The following is a 15892-nucleotide window of genomic DNA, read 5'->3' as shown; positions in this document are numbered from 1 at the left end:
TGGGCGATCCCGGAGGGCCCACCTCCATCACCAGTGCAGCATCACGTCAAGAGCTTCCGTCTACATCGGAACCTCCTGTTGTGTTCGTGGCGCACGGTCGTCGGCGTAGCGGATGATCCGCCACGTCGGCCGGCCGCGGGAGTGTCGGTAGGTTCGCTTCCCCCGGGTGGACATCGCCCTGCCGTCCTTCCATGGCGCCATCACGTGCTCGTCGAGCGCGGACAGCGCGATGTTGAAGATCAGCGGTGACAGGATGCCGCCCTGGGGGGTGCCGGTATGGGTGTTGCGCTGCTCGCCGAGTTCGGTGAGCACACCGGCCTTGAGGAACGCCTTGACCAGGGCCAGCACGCGTTTGTCCTTGACTCGTGCCCGCACCCGCTCCATGACGAAGGGGTGCGAGAGGTTGTCGAAGGCCGCCTCGATGTCCGCGTCCAGCACCCAGCGGTAGCCCCGGGTGCCGAAGTGGTGGATCTCGGCGATCGCGTCATGTGGCCTGCGCCGGGGCCGGAATCCGTAGGAGACCGGCACGAATCCGGCCTCGAAGACGGGTTCCAGCACCAGTTTCAGCGCCGCCTGGACGACCCGGTCGGCGAGCGTGGGAATGCCCAGCTTGCGGACCTTTCCCGACCCGCCCGGTTTGGGGATCTTCCTCTCCCGCACCGGCAGCGGCCGGAACGAACCGTCCCTGAGGGCGGCCCGCAGATCGTCCAGGAAACCAGGGACCCCGATCCGCTCCTCGACCCCGGCGACCGTCAGGCCGTCGGCGCCGGGAGTGTTGGCCCCCTGGTTGCCCGCGACCCGGTCGAACGCCATGACCAGCGTGGCCGGGTCGTGCACGAAGTTGAACAAGTCATCGAACCGGCGGCCCGGATCGGCCACCGCCCAACGGTGAAGCTTGGTCTGCATCCCCGATACCCTCGTCCACGACCCGGCAGGTCCCGGACGCGGAGCGCCGCCGTTCGGCGGTGCGTCTTCCGGCATTACAGTCTCCAGTCCTTCTCGAAACCGCTGCCGCCCTTCCCCATGTACGCGGGCTTTCCCCGGCTCGGAGTACTACGGCGGCTCCGCCCCGTCCCAGGCCGATCGGCGGTCGGTGAGCCCAGCCCCGAACCCCACGCTGGACACACGGGCTTGGGGCAGACCCGGGACGGTTCCCGTGTTCACAGTGATTCGCTCGTCGAAGTAGGAGCCCGACTATGCCCCTGCGGCATCGCTGCGAGTACGCCGCAGACCTTCCTCGCAGCCTCCCTGGCAGCTCATGCCCACCGCCTCAGGAGTTCCCCGCCCACACGCTCGACGGGTGCGCGCCGCTCCCGGCCCAGATCCGCCAGATTCGAGCCGGTGTCGCATAAAGGGGGTGTCACACGCCGGTTCCTCGCGTACTCCTCTCCGTCCCGCTTGCCGGACCCGCACCATCTGGCAGTACTGCCACGTCCCGGCGTTGTCAGGGCTGCTCCCACCCTCCCCGGCACCACCCGGTTCAGGCTGCCCTCAGCTCCACCGTCCCGCTGCGACGGGATCAGCGGTGAAGGTCTCTCACCTCCACTCGAACCACTGCGCCTCACGGCGCACCCACGACCTCCGCCACTCAACGGCGACACTCCTCCTGGAACAAGGCGTCGAGCTCGTCGTCATCAAGGAACTCCTCGGCCACGCCCACATCGGCGTAACCGCGACGGTGTACGCCCACGTCCGCCTCCAACTCCAACGCCAAGCCATCGACCTCCTCGGACACGCCCTCGGTAACTCCTCGGCGCCCGCGTCCGGCACCGAGGACGGCGACGACCCACCGCTCTGTGCAGCACCTGTCCGCTGACGTTGCCGTCAACTACTGCCGTCACCCCCACGCAGAAGCCCCGCCAGGACGCGCCCGGCGGGGCTTTTCTTTGCTGACGCTATCAATACTCTTGTCAGGCGACGCTCAATCAGGTTACGGATCACAGGTAATGACTCACAGGCGGATAAAAGTGGTGGGATGCAAAGAGAATACATCCCACCACTCCCGTAGCAGGCCACCCTGTCCCGCTGGCACGTGCGCCAGAGCCTGCCGACGATAAGAGATCGCCGACTTGGATGTTAGTCCGTTCGTTTGAGCGGCCCAAATCTGGACGGGGTCAGAGCACTGCCGTCATCTTCGTGCCACTGGCAATGTGTCCCGTAAAGATAACCGGCACCCCCATTAAGCACGAACCACTTGCCGGGGATTCCGTCAAAGTCTAGCGAATCCGGTGGGCGGAATTCCGAGTCCACGCAGACCTCAAGCCGGTCACAGTCCGTTGATACGTGAAGGAAGCGAACGTTCGAAAAGAGGACATCGACTCGACTCGGGGAGGCCTCAGTTAGGCTGCGCAGGAGCAGTTGACGGTAACTTACAGAGTAGTGCCAGATACGGAACGGCCGCTCCCATTCGGCAACGAGCTCCACTAGGAACCTCCTAGGTACTGAGAGCCTGAGAAAATCTCACTGGTGATGTTTTTTCCTCCCATATAGAAAGAGAGCCTATCCCGCCCAAGGTTACCAACCCGGAAGGCGCGCTCCAGGATCGCCATCTCTCGTTGAGTGGTATACCAGTTGTCACCCTGTCCTTCTCTCACGGCGTCATCGAAGAGTTCGGCTGGCGTACCCGGCTGCCCGTTAGTCATCTTGAATCCGTCGAGACGAACATGAATGCGGGTCTCGGGGTGCTCATTTGCAACATCTCGAACGTTAGCAAGAGCCCCTTCCTGCGTCTCACCCATGAAATGGGTGTACCCATTTCCGTTGGCGAAATCCTCTAGCCCGTTATCACTGGTCCCGAGGGCCACGTTCTTAATTTCTGTGTTGCAATTGTGAACCAGGACCGGCGTACCGCCCGCCACAACATAGTACGTGTGGAGTTGCCGGACGGTGAGGTTCCAGCGGTTGGCGGCGCCGGGGGTGGGGCGGGTGGCGACGACGTGGGCGTGGCCGTTGGTGGCGGTGTTGAGGGCGTCGCCGTGGTGCAGTTTGCCGGCCGGGACCCAGGTGTGGGTGGTGTCGTCCCAGAAGGGGTGGTTGGCGGTGGTGTGGAGGGTGGCCGTGTGGCCGCCCTTGGTACGGATGGTGAGGTCGAGCAGGTCGTGGTCGTGGTTGATCCACACGTGCTGGACGGTGCGGGCACCTTGGTGCTTGCCGGTCTTGGGGTTGGCGGCTTCGACCTTGTCGCCGCTCTTCATCTTGCCGATCGGCTTGGTCTTGCCGTTGTCCATCAAGACAGGGGTGTCAGGGGAGAAGCTGCACCGGGCTACCGATTCCGCGGGCTTCGTGCCAGCGTTGCCTGCTTCTGGCTTGCTCGGTCTGGTCGCTGCAGCGTCCGCCTCTTTGGCGCGTTCCTGTGCGTTGGCGCGCTTCGCAGCGACAAGGTCGGCCACGTCGTCGACAGCTTCATTCGCGGCGCTGGCTTCGGCGCCAGCTGCCGCGCCCTCCGCCGCTGCCCCCGCTTCCATGGCCCTTTCGGCGCCCACCCCCAGGCCCACGACACGGACGCCGAGGAGCATGCTGCCGCCCGCCTCGCCATCCGCGGCACCCGTAAATACCCCTACGACACAATCCAGGACACCGGTACCGATGCACAACGTGGCGACCGGCAATGCCACCACCCCGATGGCCGTGTAAATCAGCTGACCGCCGTCGTAGCTTTCGCATCGGTTCGTGCCGAAGTCCTCCGGCTGGCAAGGGGTCTCACCAAGCGTCGGTGTCGGCGTCTGCGTGGAGGTCGGGGTCGGCCCCATGGAAGGCGTCGGCGTGGTGGATGGTGCGGGCGATGCGCCGGTGGAGCCGCTGGAGGTCTTGGTGCCGCCGCCACCGTGGGACTTCTTCTTCCCGCCGCCACAGTCGATGACGCACTTGTTCATGGCCGGGTCGTTATACCAGTCGTCGTAACCCGTGGGATCGCTGCTGCTGGCGGGGTTGTCGGCGGCGTAGGTGTAGCCGCCCATCTGGTTGGGGTCCCCGGCCTGGAAGATCGGGTCGGGGGTGAGGAAGCGGCCCAGGGTGGGGTCGTAGTTGCGGGCGCCGAGGAGGTCGAGGCCTGTGGTGGCGTCGGTGGGTTTGCCCAGGAAGCCGTGGTTCTCGTCTGAGGCCACCCAGGTGGTGGGCTTGGTGCCGCGGGGGTTGCCGTAGGGGTCGTAGTAGCGGCGGGTGACCGCCAGCGAGCTGGCGTCGATCGCTGTGGTGGCGCTGCCCTGAAGGTCGGCGACCTGGTAGCTGACGGTGCCGGTGCTGGAGCGGGTGATGGTGGTGCCGTCGGGGCCGGCGTAGTAGCGCAGGCCGGTCCAGGTCTTGGCGGAGACGTTCAGCGTGATCTGTTCGGTGCCGCCGAACAGATACAGGATGCGGGTCTTGTCGGTGCCGCTGGTGCTGCTGGTCTGCTCCAGCAGGTTGCCGTCGGCGTCGTAGAGGTACTTGCTCGTGGTGTTGGTGGTGCCCGAAGGGGTGGTGACGGTCGCGGTGCGGCCTTCGGCGTCGTAGGTGAGCGTCTGCGTCTGGCCGGCGGGCAGGGCGCCCGTAGTTACCGTGCTCCAGGTCTGGCCGGAACTGGTGCAGGCGGCAAGGGTGAGCTGGGTTCCCTTGGTGGCGCTGGCGCCGGGGTCGGTCAGGCACATGGAGCTGTTGGCCTTGTTGGCCAGCTTGCCCGCGGTGGTGACCGCCCATTTCTGGGTGGCGTCGCTGCTGCAGGTGTCGATCACCACCGTCGTGCCGGATGTGGTGGCGTTGCCCGTCGTGTCCAGGCACATGCCCTTGACCTTGACGGTGCCGTCGGTGCCGATCGTCCAACTCTGCGAGATGGTGCCGTTACAGGTGTAGACCTGGACCTTGTTGCCTGGGGTGGTGGAGCCGGATGCATCGTCGATGCAGAGCTTGCCGCCACCGGTGATGGTGAACGTCGAGGCGATGGGGCCGGTGGTGGAGACCTTCCGGCTCATGGTGTTGCCGGCGTTCTTGTTCGGGGTGTAGCTGGTGTCGGTGTAGTTCGGGGTCCAGGTCGCAGTGCCCGTGGTCGGGTTGCTGCTGGTGGTCGTGCCTGACTGGTTTGGCAGCGTGGCGGTGGCGGTGCCGTCAGTACCGGTGTAGGCGGTGGACTGAGTGGTGTCGTTGAGCGCGTTGCCGCCTGTGTCATGGTCGACCATGTCGGTGCGGTCGCCGAGCAGGTCGTAGCTGTAGGTCTGCCAGTACGGGGCCGGGCCGCCGACCGTCGTGGTCGTGATCGGTGCTGTGGTGGTGGTCTGTACGGAGGTGGTGTTGCAGCCTCCGACGGCTCCCACTGGGGCGCTGGAGGAGTTGGTGATGCCTGCGGTGTCCGTCCAGGCGGCGGTCAGGCGCTGGAAGGAGTCGTAGGTGAAGCACTGGGTGTCGTGGGTGGTGTTGTTCTGCAGGTCGTCGATCGCGGTGATCTCGCCGGCCTGGTTGTAGCGGTAGTTGGCCACGTCCAGGGCGGTGGTCGACGTCTGCAGCATGCTGGACGTCTGGGTGATCCGGCCGGTGGTGGCGTCGTACTGGGCGAAGGTCGCCAGTTCCTTGCCGGTGGGGCCGTAGTTGGCCTGCAGGACACGGCCGAAGGGGTCGTGGACTGCGGCGTCGAGGTAGTCGGGCGTGTTGGCGGCGGTGATGAAACCGCCGATGCCGTCCAGGTTGCCCTGCTGGGTGTAGCCGTAGCCGACGTCCTCGGCGGGCAGGTTGCCGTCGGCCTGGTAGCGGAGCGTGGACAGCAGCCCGACGGTCGGGGTGTAGAAGGAGGACTGAGTGTAGGTGACCGTGCCGCTGGTGGGCGCGGTGGACTGCCCGGCGGCGGCGAAGCCGTCGGCAGCCGGGACGGTCAGGGTGGATCCGGTCGGCTGGTAAGCCGTGTTGTAGCCAGTGATCGCCTGTGTGTACGCCGATCCGGAGGCGCCACCCACGTAGCGGGTGGACGAGGTCGGGTAGCCCTTGGCCAGGGTGTCGTACTGCCAGGAGGCGAGTTCCTTGGTGGGGTCAGGGGTCGCGGACCAAGGACTGTTGTACTCGGCGGTGCGACGGTTGTCCCAGTCGTAGGTATACGACAGGACCTGGCCGCGCGAGTCGGTCATCTGCTGGAGATTGCCGGCGACGTCGTACTTGTCGAATGTGGTGGTGCCGGTGTTCGGGTCGGTCTGGGAGGTCTTCTGACCGAGCAGGTTGTAGATGTAGGACCAGGTGTTGCCGGCGTTGTCCGCGATGGTGTGGATCTGGCCGGACGGGTAGTAGGCGTACTTGGTGGTGGCGTCGGCCGCGGGGATCGCGTTGGCGGTGCCCTGCCGCCACAGCACGGTGCTGTTGTCACTGCCGACGACGACCGCGGTCGAGTCGTTGCGGACCTGGAAGGTGGAGCCGGTGGTGGCGGTCAGGCCGGTCGTCCACTTCGACGTACCGGTCGTGGTGTAGACGACCAGGTTTCCGTCGGTGCCGAACTTGGCGTAGGCGCCGGGGTTTCCGTTGGTGCCGCTGGACCAGATCGTCCTGCCGGTGGCCAGCTCGCTCAGCACCAGGTTGCCGTCGGCCTGCATGGTCAGGCGCACACTGTCGGAGGTCAGCGACGTGCCGGACGGGATGACATCGCCTCCGTGGAGGGTCACCGTGTTGCCGGTGTTCTTGACCACGGTGCTGGTGGTCTGCCCGAGAGCATTGGTGTAGGTCGCGGTGGAACGGCCGCCGGCCGGGGCGGTGGTGTCGGTTTCGTCGGCACCGGGGTAACTCGTGGTGGTGTGCCACTGCTGGATCGCCTGATGCCACAGCGTGCTGGTGACCGTACGGCCTTGGCCGTCGTACGCGGTCGTGGTCTCCGACGGGATCTGGTTCTCGTTGGCGGCGTACAGCGTGGTGGACGGATTGTTGTTCGGCTCGGAGTACGGGGCGAACGAGGCGGTCGGCCATCCGTGCGAGTCGTAGAAGGTGTCGGAGATGACCCGGCCGACGTTGTAGTCGCCCTGAGCGGTGGCTTGCGTCTGCCGCGGCTGCAGCATCCCGTCGTAGATGGTGACCGAGGAGCTGTACGTGCCGTCCTCGCGCAGCGTCTTCGTGGTGACCGCCGACGGATCACCGGGGGACGTGATAGTGCCGCCCGGGGCCGCGACCGCGCCGGGATTGATCGAGTAGTCGAACGTTCTGTCTGCGCTCTGGCCGGCGGACTTGTCCCGGCCCGGCAGCCAGACCGCCGTGCGGCGGCCGAGCGCGTCGTAGGTGATGTCGGTCTTGCGGTTGTTGGCGTCGACGTTCTCGGTGGACAGGCCGCGTAGCGCGTCGAGAGTGGACGTCACCTTCCACGTCTGGGAGTTGGTGGTCGTGATGCTGGTCGGGTTGGTATTGCCGCCCGCGGAGGTCCAGGACGGGGTGAAGGCGGTGTGGGTGTTCTGCCCGGTGGCATCGAGCGTGTCGGTGATCCGCCCGGCACCGTCGTACTTCATCGCCGAGTTGGTCTGCCAGTTCTCGGTGGAACCGCTGTAGCCGGTGGCCGTGCTGACGGCGGTGACCTGGCCGACGGCGGTACTGCCTGTCTGGTCGAGCTGCCCGAAGGTGCCCAGGTTGGTGAGGCTGCCGTCGCCGTCGTAGTAGATCTTCTTGTCCGCGAGCAGCGTGGTGGCGCTGGGTGCGGTGCCGCAGGGCCCTGTGACTGAGGTGACCTGGTCGGGGTAGGCGAGGGCCATCGTGTTGCCGGCCGGCGGCGTCGCGTAGGTCGTGGTGGCGCACTTTTCCTGCGCGGCCACGCTGACGTCACCGTGCGCGTCGACGGTGGAGACCCGGCCCTGGTTGTCGTAGGTGGTGTCGGTCTGGGTGTGACGCCATGTACCGTCGGTGAGCAGCGTGTAACCGTGCGACTGGGTGTCCTTGACGCGATAGGCGGACAGGTCCGGCAGGGTGGACAGTGCGGGCCTGCTCTGACCGGGGTTGTCGTCCTGGGTCCAGTCCGTCCACGGCGTCTGGGCCGAGTGCGCGGTGGTGGTGTAGGTGAAGGGCCCGTTGACGGTCTCGGAGTTGATGGTGCCGCCGGCGGCGGTGTAGGTGTCGGACTCCAGGGCGGTGCCCGCGAGCTGGTCGGCGTCAGTGACGCTCTGCACCGTGTTGCCGCCGACCTTGGCGTCCACGGCGACCGTGCGGCGGGTGCCGTCGGCCTTGTAGTCGCCGTCCATGCCCTGCAGATACGTGGTGGTCTGCTGGGTCACCGGCTCGGGGGCCTGACCGGTCTGCACTGTGACGGTACGGAAGCCACGGAACTGGTCCCATGTGCGGTACTGGTCGTCCGTCTGTTCCGAGTCGTCGCGGTGCCAGGCTGCACCAGCGTAGCTGTACGTGGAGACCTGGGCCTCCGAGCCGGCCGGGATGTTCTGGGAGTCCGGCTTGTACTGCGAGGCGATCGTCAGGTCGGAGGCCGTGACCGTGTGCACGGTTGTCTTGTTGAACCAGTCCGCGATCGGCTTCGAGGCACCCGGCACAGTCCAGTACACCGGGTAGCAGGAGTTGGTGTTGGAGTCCGCGGCCGAGATGGACAGCGTCTTGCCCGCGCACGGGTTGAGGTTGTAGTCGACCGCGACGGACTCGCCGGTCTCGGTCTGGATCGAGGAGATCCTCGGCCGGTACAGCGGCGGTGCGGACGGTGAGGCATCGTTGACGCGGTTGTCGATCTCCGTGCCGGTGAAGGCGACCTCGTTCAGCTTGATGTCGCTGTTGCCGTTGCCGTAGGTGTCCTTGCCGGTGTGCTGGATCGACTGCAGCCACATCACGGCCTGGAGGGAGCCCGCGTCCTTGGGGTCGACGGTCGTGCCGGTGACCGGGTCCACCGTGCCGCCGGCGTCGGAGTACACCTGCCCGAGCTGATAGCTGTCGACGGCCGTCAGCGCGTCGGTGTTGGAGTCCTTGACGTGGACCTTGGTGGTGATGCTGTCCAGGCGGGTGGTGGTCCAGAACGTCGGCGCCGCAGTGACGCAGACGTTGGCAGGCACGGTGGTCGATCCCGGCGGCAGGGTGGTGCTGTCGGTGGAGTCGCAGTGCAGGTCCCACGGCACATCGGGCCAGTGCGGGGCCGTATTGTCGTTGAGGTTGCCCGCAGAGCAGTCGGTGAAGGTGTCGGTGGTCTGGCAGCGCTGCTGGGAGGTGAAGGCGACCCGGCCGGCGGGAGTGCGTCCGGCCTGCTCGTCGTCGAGGGTGTAGCCGTACGAGATCGAGTCGAGCTTGCCGCCGCGGACGTAGGACGTCAGGGTGCCGGAGTCACCGGAGGCGGCCTGGCCCCCACCGAGGTCGTAGTAGTTGGTCTCGGTCGTGTAGTCGTAACGCTGCACGAACCCGCTCGGCGAGACGACGAAGTCAAGGTTCCAGCGCCAGCCCTCGTGCTTGTCGCACTGCGACGCCTTGCCCTTGGCCGAGTCGTAGCACGGGTCACCCGACTCCGGGTGCAGCACCGGTACGCCCCAGGCGGCATCGGTAGAGGAGTCGGAAGGAGTACCGGACTGCATCCCGCCGGAGGTACCGGGGCCGGTCGGGGAGTGGTCGGCACCGAAGTAGGCGGCCGTGCCATCGGTGGTCAGGACCCGGAAGTAGACGCCATCGTGCAAGCCGTTGGTGGCCCCGGACAGCTCCTGAACCAGGGTGCCGTCATCCCCCTGCAGCCGCCACTGCTTGATCTCACCCGGAACACCGGAGTCGACACCGTCCGGCACCAACTGCCCGGAGTGCGAACCGAAGGAGATGGCGACGTTGTCGCCACCCCAGCACTCGTCCCCCGATCCCTTGAGGACCTTGTTGCCGCTGCTGTCCAGCAGGGATCCGCAGGAGCGGTAGGTCCGCTCCACGAACCCTGGCTGGTAGTTCCACCCGTCGCCGACCCAGGATGCCTGGGAGTTGCGGGCCGAAGTCTCGCCGTCCTCGGACTGAGAGTCGTAGGACAGCCCCACCGAGGGGGCATTGCCGCCCACGGCAGAGGGCACATCGATCGGGTACGAATAGGTGAATGCTCCGGTGCCCGAAGCCTGCCAGCTCCCGGAGGGGTTCAGGGACGTCGCTGCGTAGTTGCCCTGGGACCCGGAGCTGCCCGAGGTCACCTCGACCGTGGTCGTGTCCGCGGCCGCGGTGGCCGTCAGCGGCGCGGTGCGCACCGACATTGGCTGAGGGCCGTGCGGGTCCTCTGTCGGCGTCGCGCCACCCGCGCCCTCTGTCGGCGTCGCGCCACCCGCGCCCTCTGTCGGCGTCGCGCCACCCGCGCCCTCTGTCGGCGTCGCGCCACCCGCGCCCTCTGTCGGCTTCGCGCCACCCGCGCCGTCTTCCGGTGCCGTTTGCAGGTCGTCGGCGGGTGCCGAGCCCAGAGTGATGGTCGCCGTGAGCTGCTTGGCGGTGGGGCGGTTGGTGAATGCGATCGGGGTGCGCTTCCGGCATTCCGCCCTTTGCGGTGTGGTCAGCGCACAGCCCGGCAGTTGCACCAGCTGCAACCGGGAACCAAAGCCTCCGCCGTACGCCTTGGCTATCGTGGCGTAGTCAATCACCACCTTCACCCGGCCGCGCGCGGCGGTCGGACCGGACGGGGTGATGCCCAGCAGCATGCCGTTGGCGCCGGTCCTGAGCGTCTGGCTGTGAGAGGCGGTTTGTATGCGCACCTCGTCGACGGGGTGTTTTTCGTCGGCGGATGCGATCCAGACCGGCAGTGCGCCCGCTTTGACCGGCTTGGCCGCGCTGCGGGCACCCAGGCCGACGGTGGCCGTGCCGGCCTTCGGCCACTGGGGCGCCTGCGTCCGGTAAGCCGCCAGCGGCTTGTACCCCTTGGGATGCTTGGGCGTCTTCTGCCGCAGGCCGTGATGCCCTACAGCCGGGGTGGCGGCAGGCTTCTTGGGTTTCCAGACCACGCCGTCGAAGTGGAAGCCACCGTGGTGCCCGATCCCGACGTCCGCCTGGCCGGGAAAGAAACCAGGGGTACCCAGGCCCGTGGCGACCGCCACCGGCAGGAGCAGCGCGAAGAGGGCGACGGGAATCGTCCAAAGTCCCAGCCTGCCAAGGAATCTTCGGTGCCACACACCCGCGAACCAGCGCCGGCCGCCACTCACGCGTACCCCCAAGGGCGCGGCCTTGAAAGGCCGTCACATCGTCAGATCACACGTATGAGTGATCGACCGGAGGCTAGGTACGGCCATGATCACCACTCAAGACCCTTTGCCATTTCCATGACAAGCTCGTGCCTGAAGTTGGCAGATCATGTGTATTTTCTCTACCGAAATGATCAAACTTTCGGTCCAACCGGGCTTCCCCACACACCCGTTGCACCTCCTGTCACAGCCAATCAGGCACGCACTGAGCGCCGATCGCCACCCCACGTTCGCGACCCGAAGGAAGCCCGCCACGTGTTGAGACCGCCGATACCCTCAGCCCGCAAACGCGTTGTTCCAGCACGACGCCTGGCCTTGTTGGCCACCGCCCTCGGCCTGTTGATGGCCGTTCCCGTCCTGCCCGCAGCCGCAGAGGACGCACCCGCCCCGTCCGATCCAATGCTGGCCGCGCAGGAGCAGGCCGTGTCCACGGGTCAGCCCGTCCTGGTGGACACGCTGACCACAGAGGTCTCCACCACCGAGGCGCAGCCGGACGGTACGTTCTCTTCCACCACCGATGTCATGCCGGTGCGGGTACGCAAGGACGGTGCCTGGACGCCCGTCGACGCCACACTCGCCACCAACTCGGACGGCACACTCTCGCCCAAAGCCACCCCGAACGACGTCACTCTGTCCGGGGGAGGAAGCGGCCCCCTGGTCACCCTGACCAACGAGGACGGCCACAGCATGGCCCTGACCATGCCCTTCGCCCTCCCCGCACCCACCGTGAGCGACGACACCGCGCTGTACACGTCAGTGCTACCCGGCGTGGACCTGTCCGTCTCCGTCACCAACCAGGGCGGCTTCAGCGACGTACTGATCGTCCACGACGCCACCGCCGCCACCAACCCGGACATCAAGAAGCTCACCGAAGCAGCCTCCACCCAGGGCCTGTCCCTCTCCGCCACGGCCTCGGGCGGCATGAACGCGACCGCCTCCGACGGCACCGTCGACTACACCAGCCCCCGCCCGCTGATGTGGGACTCCAGCACCGTCCCGGACGCGCCGGCGGAGAACCCGAGCGCCGGCTCCACGCCGGTCGGCGACCCCGCGGTGTCCTCCACCGATGGCCCCGGTACCGGCGCGAACGTCGACACCGTGCCGATGACGACCACCGCCAACAGCCTCACGCTGACGCCCGACACCACGGTGCTCAACGACTCGGGCACCACCTACCCGATCTACATAGACCCCTTCAGCAACCCGGTCACCAAGGCCTCCGGCCACTACGACGAGCTCTACTCCAGCTCCAGCTGCTCCAACAGCCCCCAGTACGACAAGCCCCAGACGAACGGCCAGGGTGTTGGCTACCAGCGCTGGGGCGGCAGTTGCGGTACCGGACTGGAACGCTCCTACTACGCCGTCCCCACCGACGGCCTCGACCCGTCCATGGTGGTCAACGACGCCTTCTTCACGGTGTCCTCGACCTACGCGGCAAGCTGGGACTGCTCCCAGAACCAGCCCATCACGCTGCACACCACCAACGCCATCAGCTCCAGTACCGACTGGAACAGCCGGCCGTCCGTCCAAGACGGCACGTACCCGCCTGTGTCGACGACGATCCCCAGCGGCGCGAACTCCGGCAGCAGTTGCAGCAACCACACCGCGACCTTCACCGTCACCGATCAGGCCCAGAAGATGGCCGACACCAACAGCTCCAGCGGCGACTACTGGACCATCGGTCTCTACGGCGACGAGAGCATTTCCTCCAGCAACGACGACTACCTGCGGATGTCCAGCGTCCTCACGCTGACCGTGAAGTTCGACATCCCTCCGAACGTCCCGACCAGCCTCCACACCACACCCGCCGCCTCCGGAGCCAGCGGCGCCTGCGTCACGAGCGGCGACGGCTGGATCGGCGCCACCACCTACTCCGACGCCGGCAGCAACATTCAGCTCCACTCCACCGTCACCACCAACATGTCCGGCGTCAACGTCCAGGCGCATTACCACGTCTGGGACCGCACCGTCCTAGACTCCGGTGGCAACACCCTGGACAAATCCACACCTGACAGCACCTATCAGGCCAGCGGCTCGGACGCCGACATGCCTATCGGGTTCACCCTCAAGGACGGGCACGAATACGGCTGGGACGTCTACGCCCAGGACAACTCCAGCCAGCACCTGGCCTCCGCAACGAGCGGCCACTGCTGGTTCAAGACCGACTTCACCCCACCCGACACGCCCGATATCGCGACCAACCCTTCCTTCCCGCCCGTCGGCACCGGCCCTGCAACCGATCACGCCGCACCCGGCAAGACCACGAGCTTCACAGTGACCGCCGCCGACGGCGCTGCGTCCGACACCAGCTGCACCCCCAACGCATGCCTGTCCAGCGGCGTCGACCACTTCCTCTGGCAGCTCGACAGCCAGCCCACCGCCACCACCGGTACCAAGGCATCCGTCACCAGCACCGACAGCGCCGGCACCGCGACCGGCACCGTCACCGTCCCGCTCACCAACTGGGGCGTACACAACCTCTACGTCGCCGCCGTCGACGCGGCCGGGAACATCTCCCAGGCCCCTGCCAGCTACACTTTCGCCGTTCCCTGGAACCCCGACGCCAAAATCACACCAGGCGACATAAGCGGCGACGGTATCCCCGACCTGCTCGCCACCACCAAGACCGGCGACCTCGAAATGATCCCCGGCAACACCGACCCCGCCCAAAGCGCCACCCCGGCCCAGACCGGACAGGTCACGGACACGCCTCCCCCCATCAACGGCCCCGTGATCGTCTCCACCCCCGCCGACTCTCCTGACGGCAGCAGCTGGAACGACTACCTGATCGCACACCGCGGCAACCTGCACGGAGCTGACGTAGACGACCTATTCGCCTACAACCGCAAGACGGCGCAGCTGTACGTCGTCCCGAACGACCTTGACCCCAAGGACGACAGCGCCTTTCCGCTCGTCCCCTGGTCCGACTTCCCCGGCTACATCGGCCAACGCTCCGGCGACCCCGTGACCAAGGACCCCTGCCAACCGATCGTTCCGGACAGCCGCTGTGCGGGCGCCGGCTACGACCCGACAACGCCCTGGAACATCACCCAGCTCATCGCACCCGGCAATGTCTACGGGAACGAGCAGGGCCACCCCGCCGTCATCACCGTCGAGAACGGCAAGCTGTGGATCTACCAGTCCAACAACGGCAAGCACCTCACTGACCCCGTGCTGCTCGGCGACGGCGACTGGTCCGGCCTGAGCCTGATCGCACCCGGCACCGTCGGCGGAACCCTCAGCAAGGACGCGAACGGCAACGGCACCATCACCGGCGGCACATACACCCTGTGGGCCCGCGACGACGCCTCCGGCACCGTTTACACCTTCCCCCTCAGCCTCGACCAGGGCACCGGCCTGCCCCAGCTCCTGCACGCGCCTGTCCGCACGGCCCTGACCTCCGCCCTCACCACGTCCACCGGCGGGTCACTGTGCCTCGACGACGACCATTCCGGCACCGACAACAACAACAAGATCCAAATCTGGACCTGCAACGGCTCTGCCGCCCAGAAGTGGGCGCTGCTCAGCGACGGCTCCCTGCGCGTGCTGGGCAAGTGCCTCGACGTTCCTGGAGGCGCCACAACCGACGGAACGCTCCTGCAGCTGTACACGTGCAACGGCACCGGCGCCCAGAAATGGACCCCCGGCCCCAACGGCAGCCTGCAGAACTCCCAGTCCGGCAAATGCCTGGACGACCCCCGCAGCAGCAGCACCAACGGCACCCAGGTGCAGATCTACACCTGCAACGGCGGCGCCAACCAGAACTGGACCAACAGCACACCGGCCAACTGGAGCACCAACCCCGGCACCGCACTCTCCCCCGTCCTGGCAGCAATCGGGTACCCGACCGTGGCCTCCTCAGGTGACGTCAACAGCAGCAGCGGCGGTTCCGACGGCAACCCCGACCTCTACGCCACCGACACCAACGGGCAGCTCACCGAGTACCCCGGAAACGCGCCCACCGGCACCACGGCCACCTTCGGCGCCCCCGTCTCTCTCGGCACCGCCACCAACACCGCCACCCACTCATGGACCCTCAACGAAGGCACCGGCACTACAGCGGCTGACTGCGCCAATGCCACGAGTTCCGACTGCAGCACCGGGCTCACCGCATCGCTGACCGGCGCCTACACCTGGGCCAGCGACAGCACACGAGGCAACGTCCTCAACCTCGCCGGCACCACTGGCTACGCCGCCACAAGCGGCCCGGCCGTCGACACCTCGACGAGCTTCACCATCTCCGCCTGGGCCAACCTCAACTCCCTCACCGCCAACTCGACCTTCGTCTCCCAGTCAGACAGCACAGGCAACGCCAACGGTTTCCAGCTCTACTACTCCTCCGGCAAGCAAGCCTGGGCTTTCGGCCGCCACGACGATGACACCACCAGCACCTCCTTCACGGCCACCTACGGCGGAACACCAAAGGTCGGCACGTGGACCCATCTCGTCGGCATCTACGACGCCACTACGAACCAACTCAGCCTCTACGTCAACGGCCGCCTGTCGGGCACCAAGGCCTTCGCCGGAACCTCCTGGAACGCCACCGGCCCCCTCCAGATCGGCCGCCGCCTCTTCCAAGGCACCTACGGCGAGTACACCAACGGTGAGGTCAGCGACATCCACGTCTACGACACCGCCCTGCCCCCAGCCGATGCCGCAGCAACCGGCGACAACCCCTCGGTCACCCAACTCGACTGATGAGCAACCGAAATGCAGGCGCTCGACCGGGATCCCCCGGTCGAGCGCCTGTTCTCATAGGCCGTAACTGCTTGGCGCTCCCCTCGCATATGAAGCCA

Annotated in this window: 3 protein-coding genes and 1 pseudogene; 2 read left to right on the top strand and 2 right to left on the bottom strand. The window is 66.8% G+C overall.

Annotation, left to right across the window (positions count from 1 at the left end):
- Positions 1 to 60 precede the first annotated feature (60 nt).
- Positions 61 to 906 (bottom strand): reverse transcriptase domain-containing protein, encoded by an 846-nt coding sequence (locus ACWD5Q_RS09565; RefSeq protein WP_451426442.1) that lies wholly within the window; start codon positions 904 to 906, stop codon positions 61 to 63.
- 661 nt (positions 907 to 1567) lie between these two features.
- Here ACWD5Q_RS09565 and ACWD5Q_RS09560 point away from each other — a divergent pair.
- Positions 1568 to 1816: pseudogene (locus ACWD5Q_RS09560) on the top strand (tyrosine-type recombinase/integrase); the annotation flags it as partial.
- 607 nt (positions 1817 to 2423) lie between these two features.
- Here the strand turns inward: ACWD5Q_RS09560 and ACWD5Q_RS09555 are convergent.
- Positions 2424 to 11057, bottom strand: coding sequence for a ricin-type beta-trefoil lectin domain protein (locus ACWD5Q_RS09555; protein WP_451426441.1), 8634 nt, complete (start codon positions 11055 to 11057; stop codon positions 2424 to 2426).
- Between the two features lie 354 nt (positions 11058 to 11411).
- Between ACWD5Q_RS09555 and ACWD5Q_RS09550 the strand changes: the two genes are divergently transcribed.
- Positions 11412 to 15794 (top strand): LamG-like jellyroll fold domain-containing protein, encoded by a 4383-nt coding sequence (locus ACWD5Q_RS09550; protein WP_451426440.1) that lies wholly within the window; start codon positions 11412 to 11414, stop codon positions 15792 to 15794.
- Positions 15795 to 15892 lie beyond the last annotated feature (98 nt).

The sequence above is a fragment of the Streptomyces sp. NPDC002513 genome (assembly GCF_053595355.1).
Note: the sequence above shows the minus strand (reverse complement) of the source record. Positions and strands in the feature narration are given on the sequence as shown.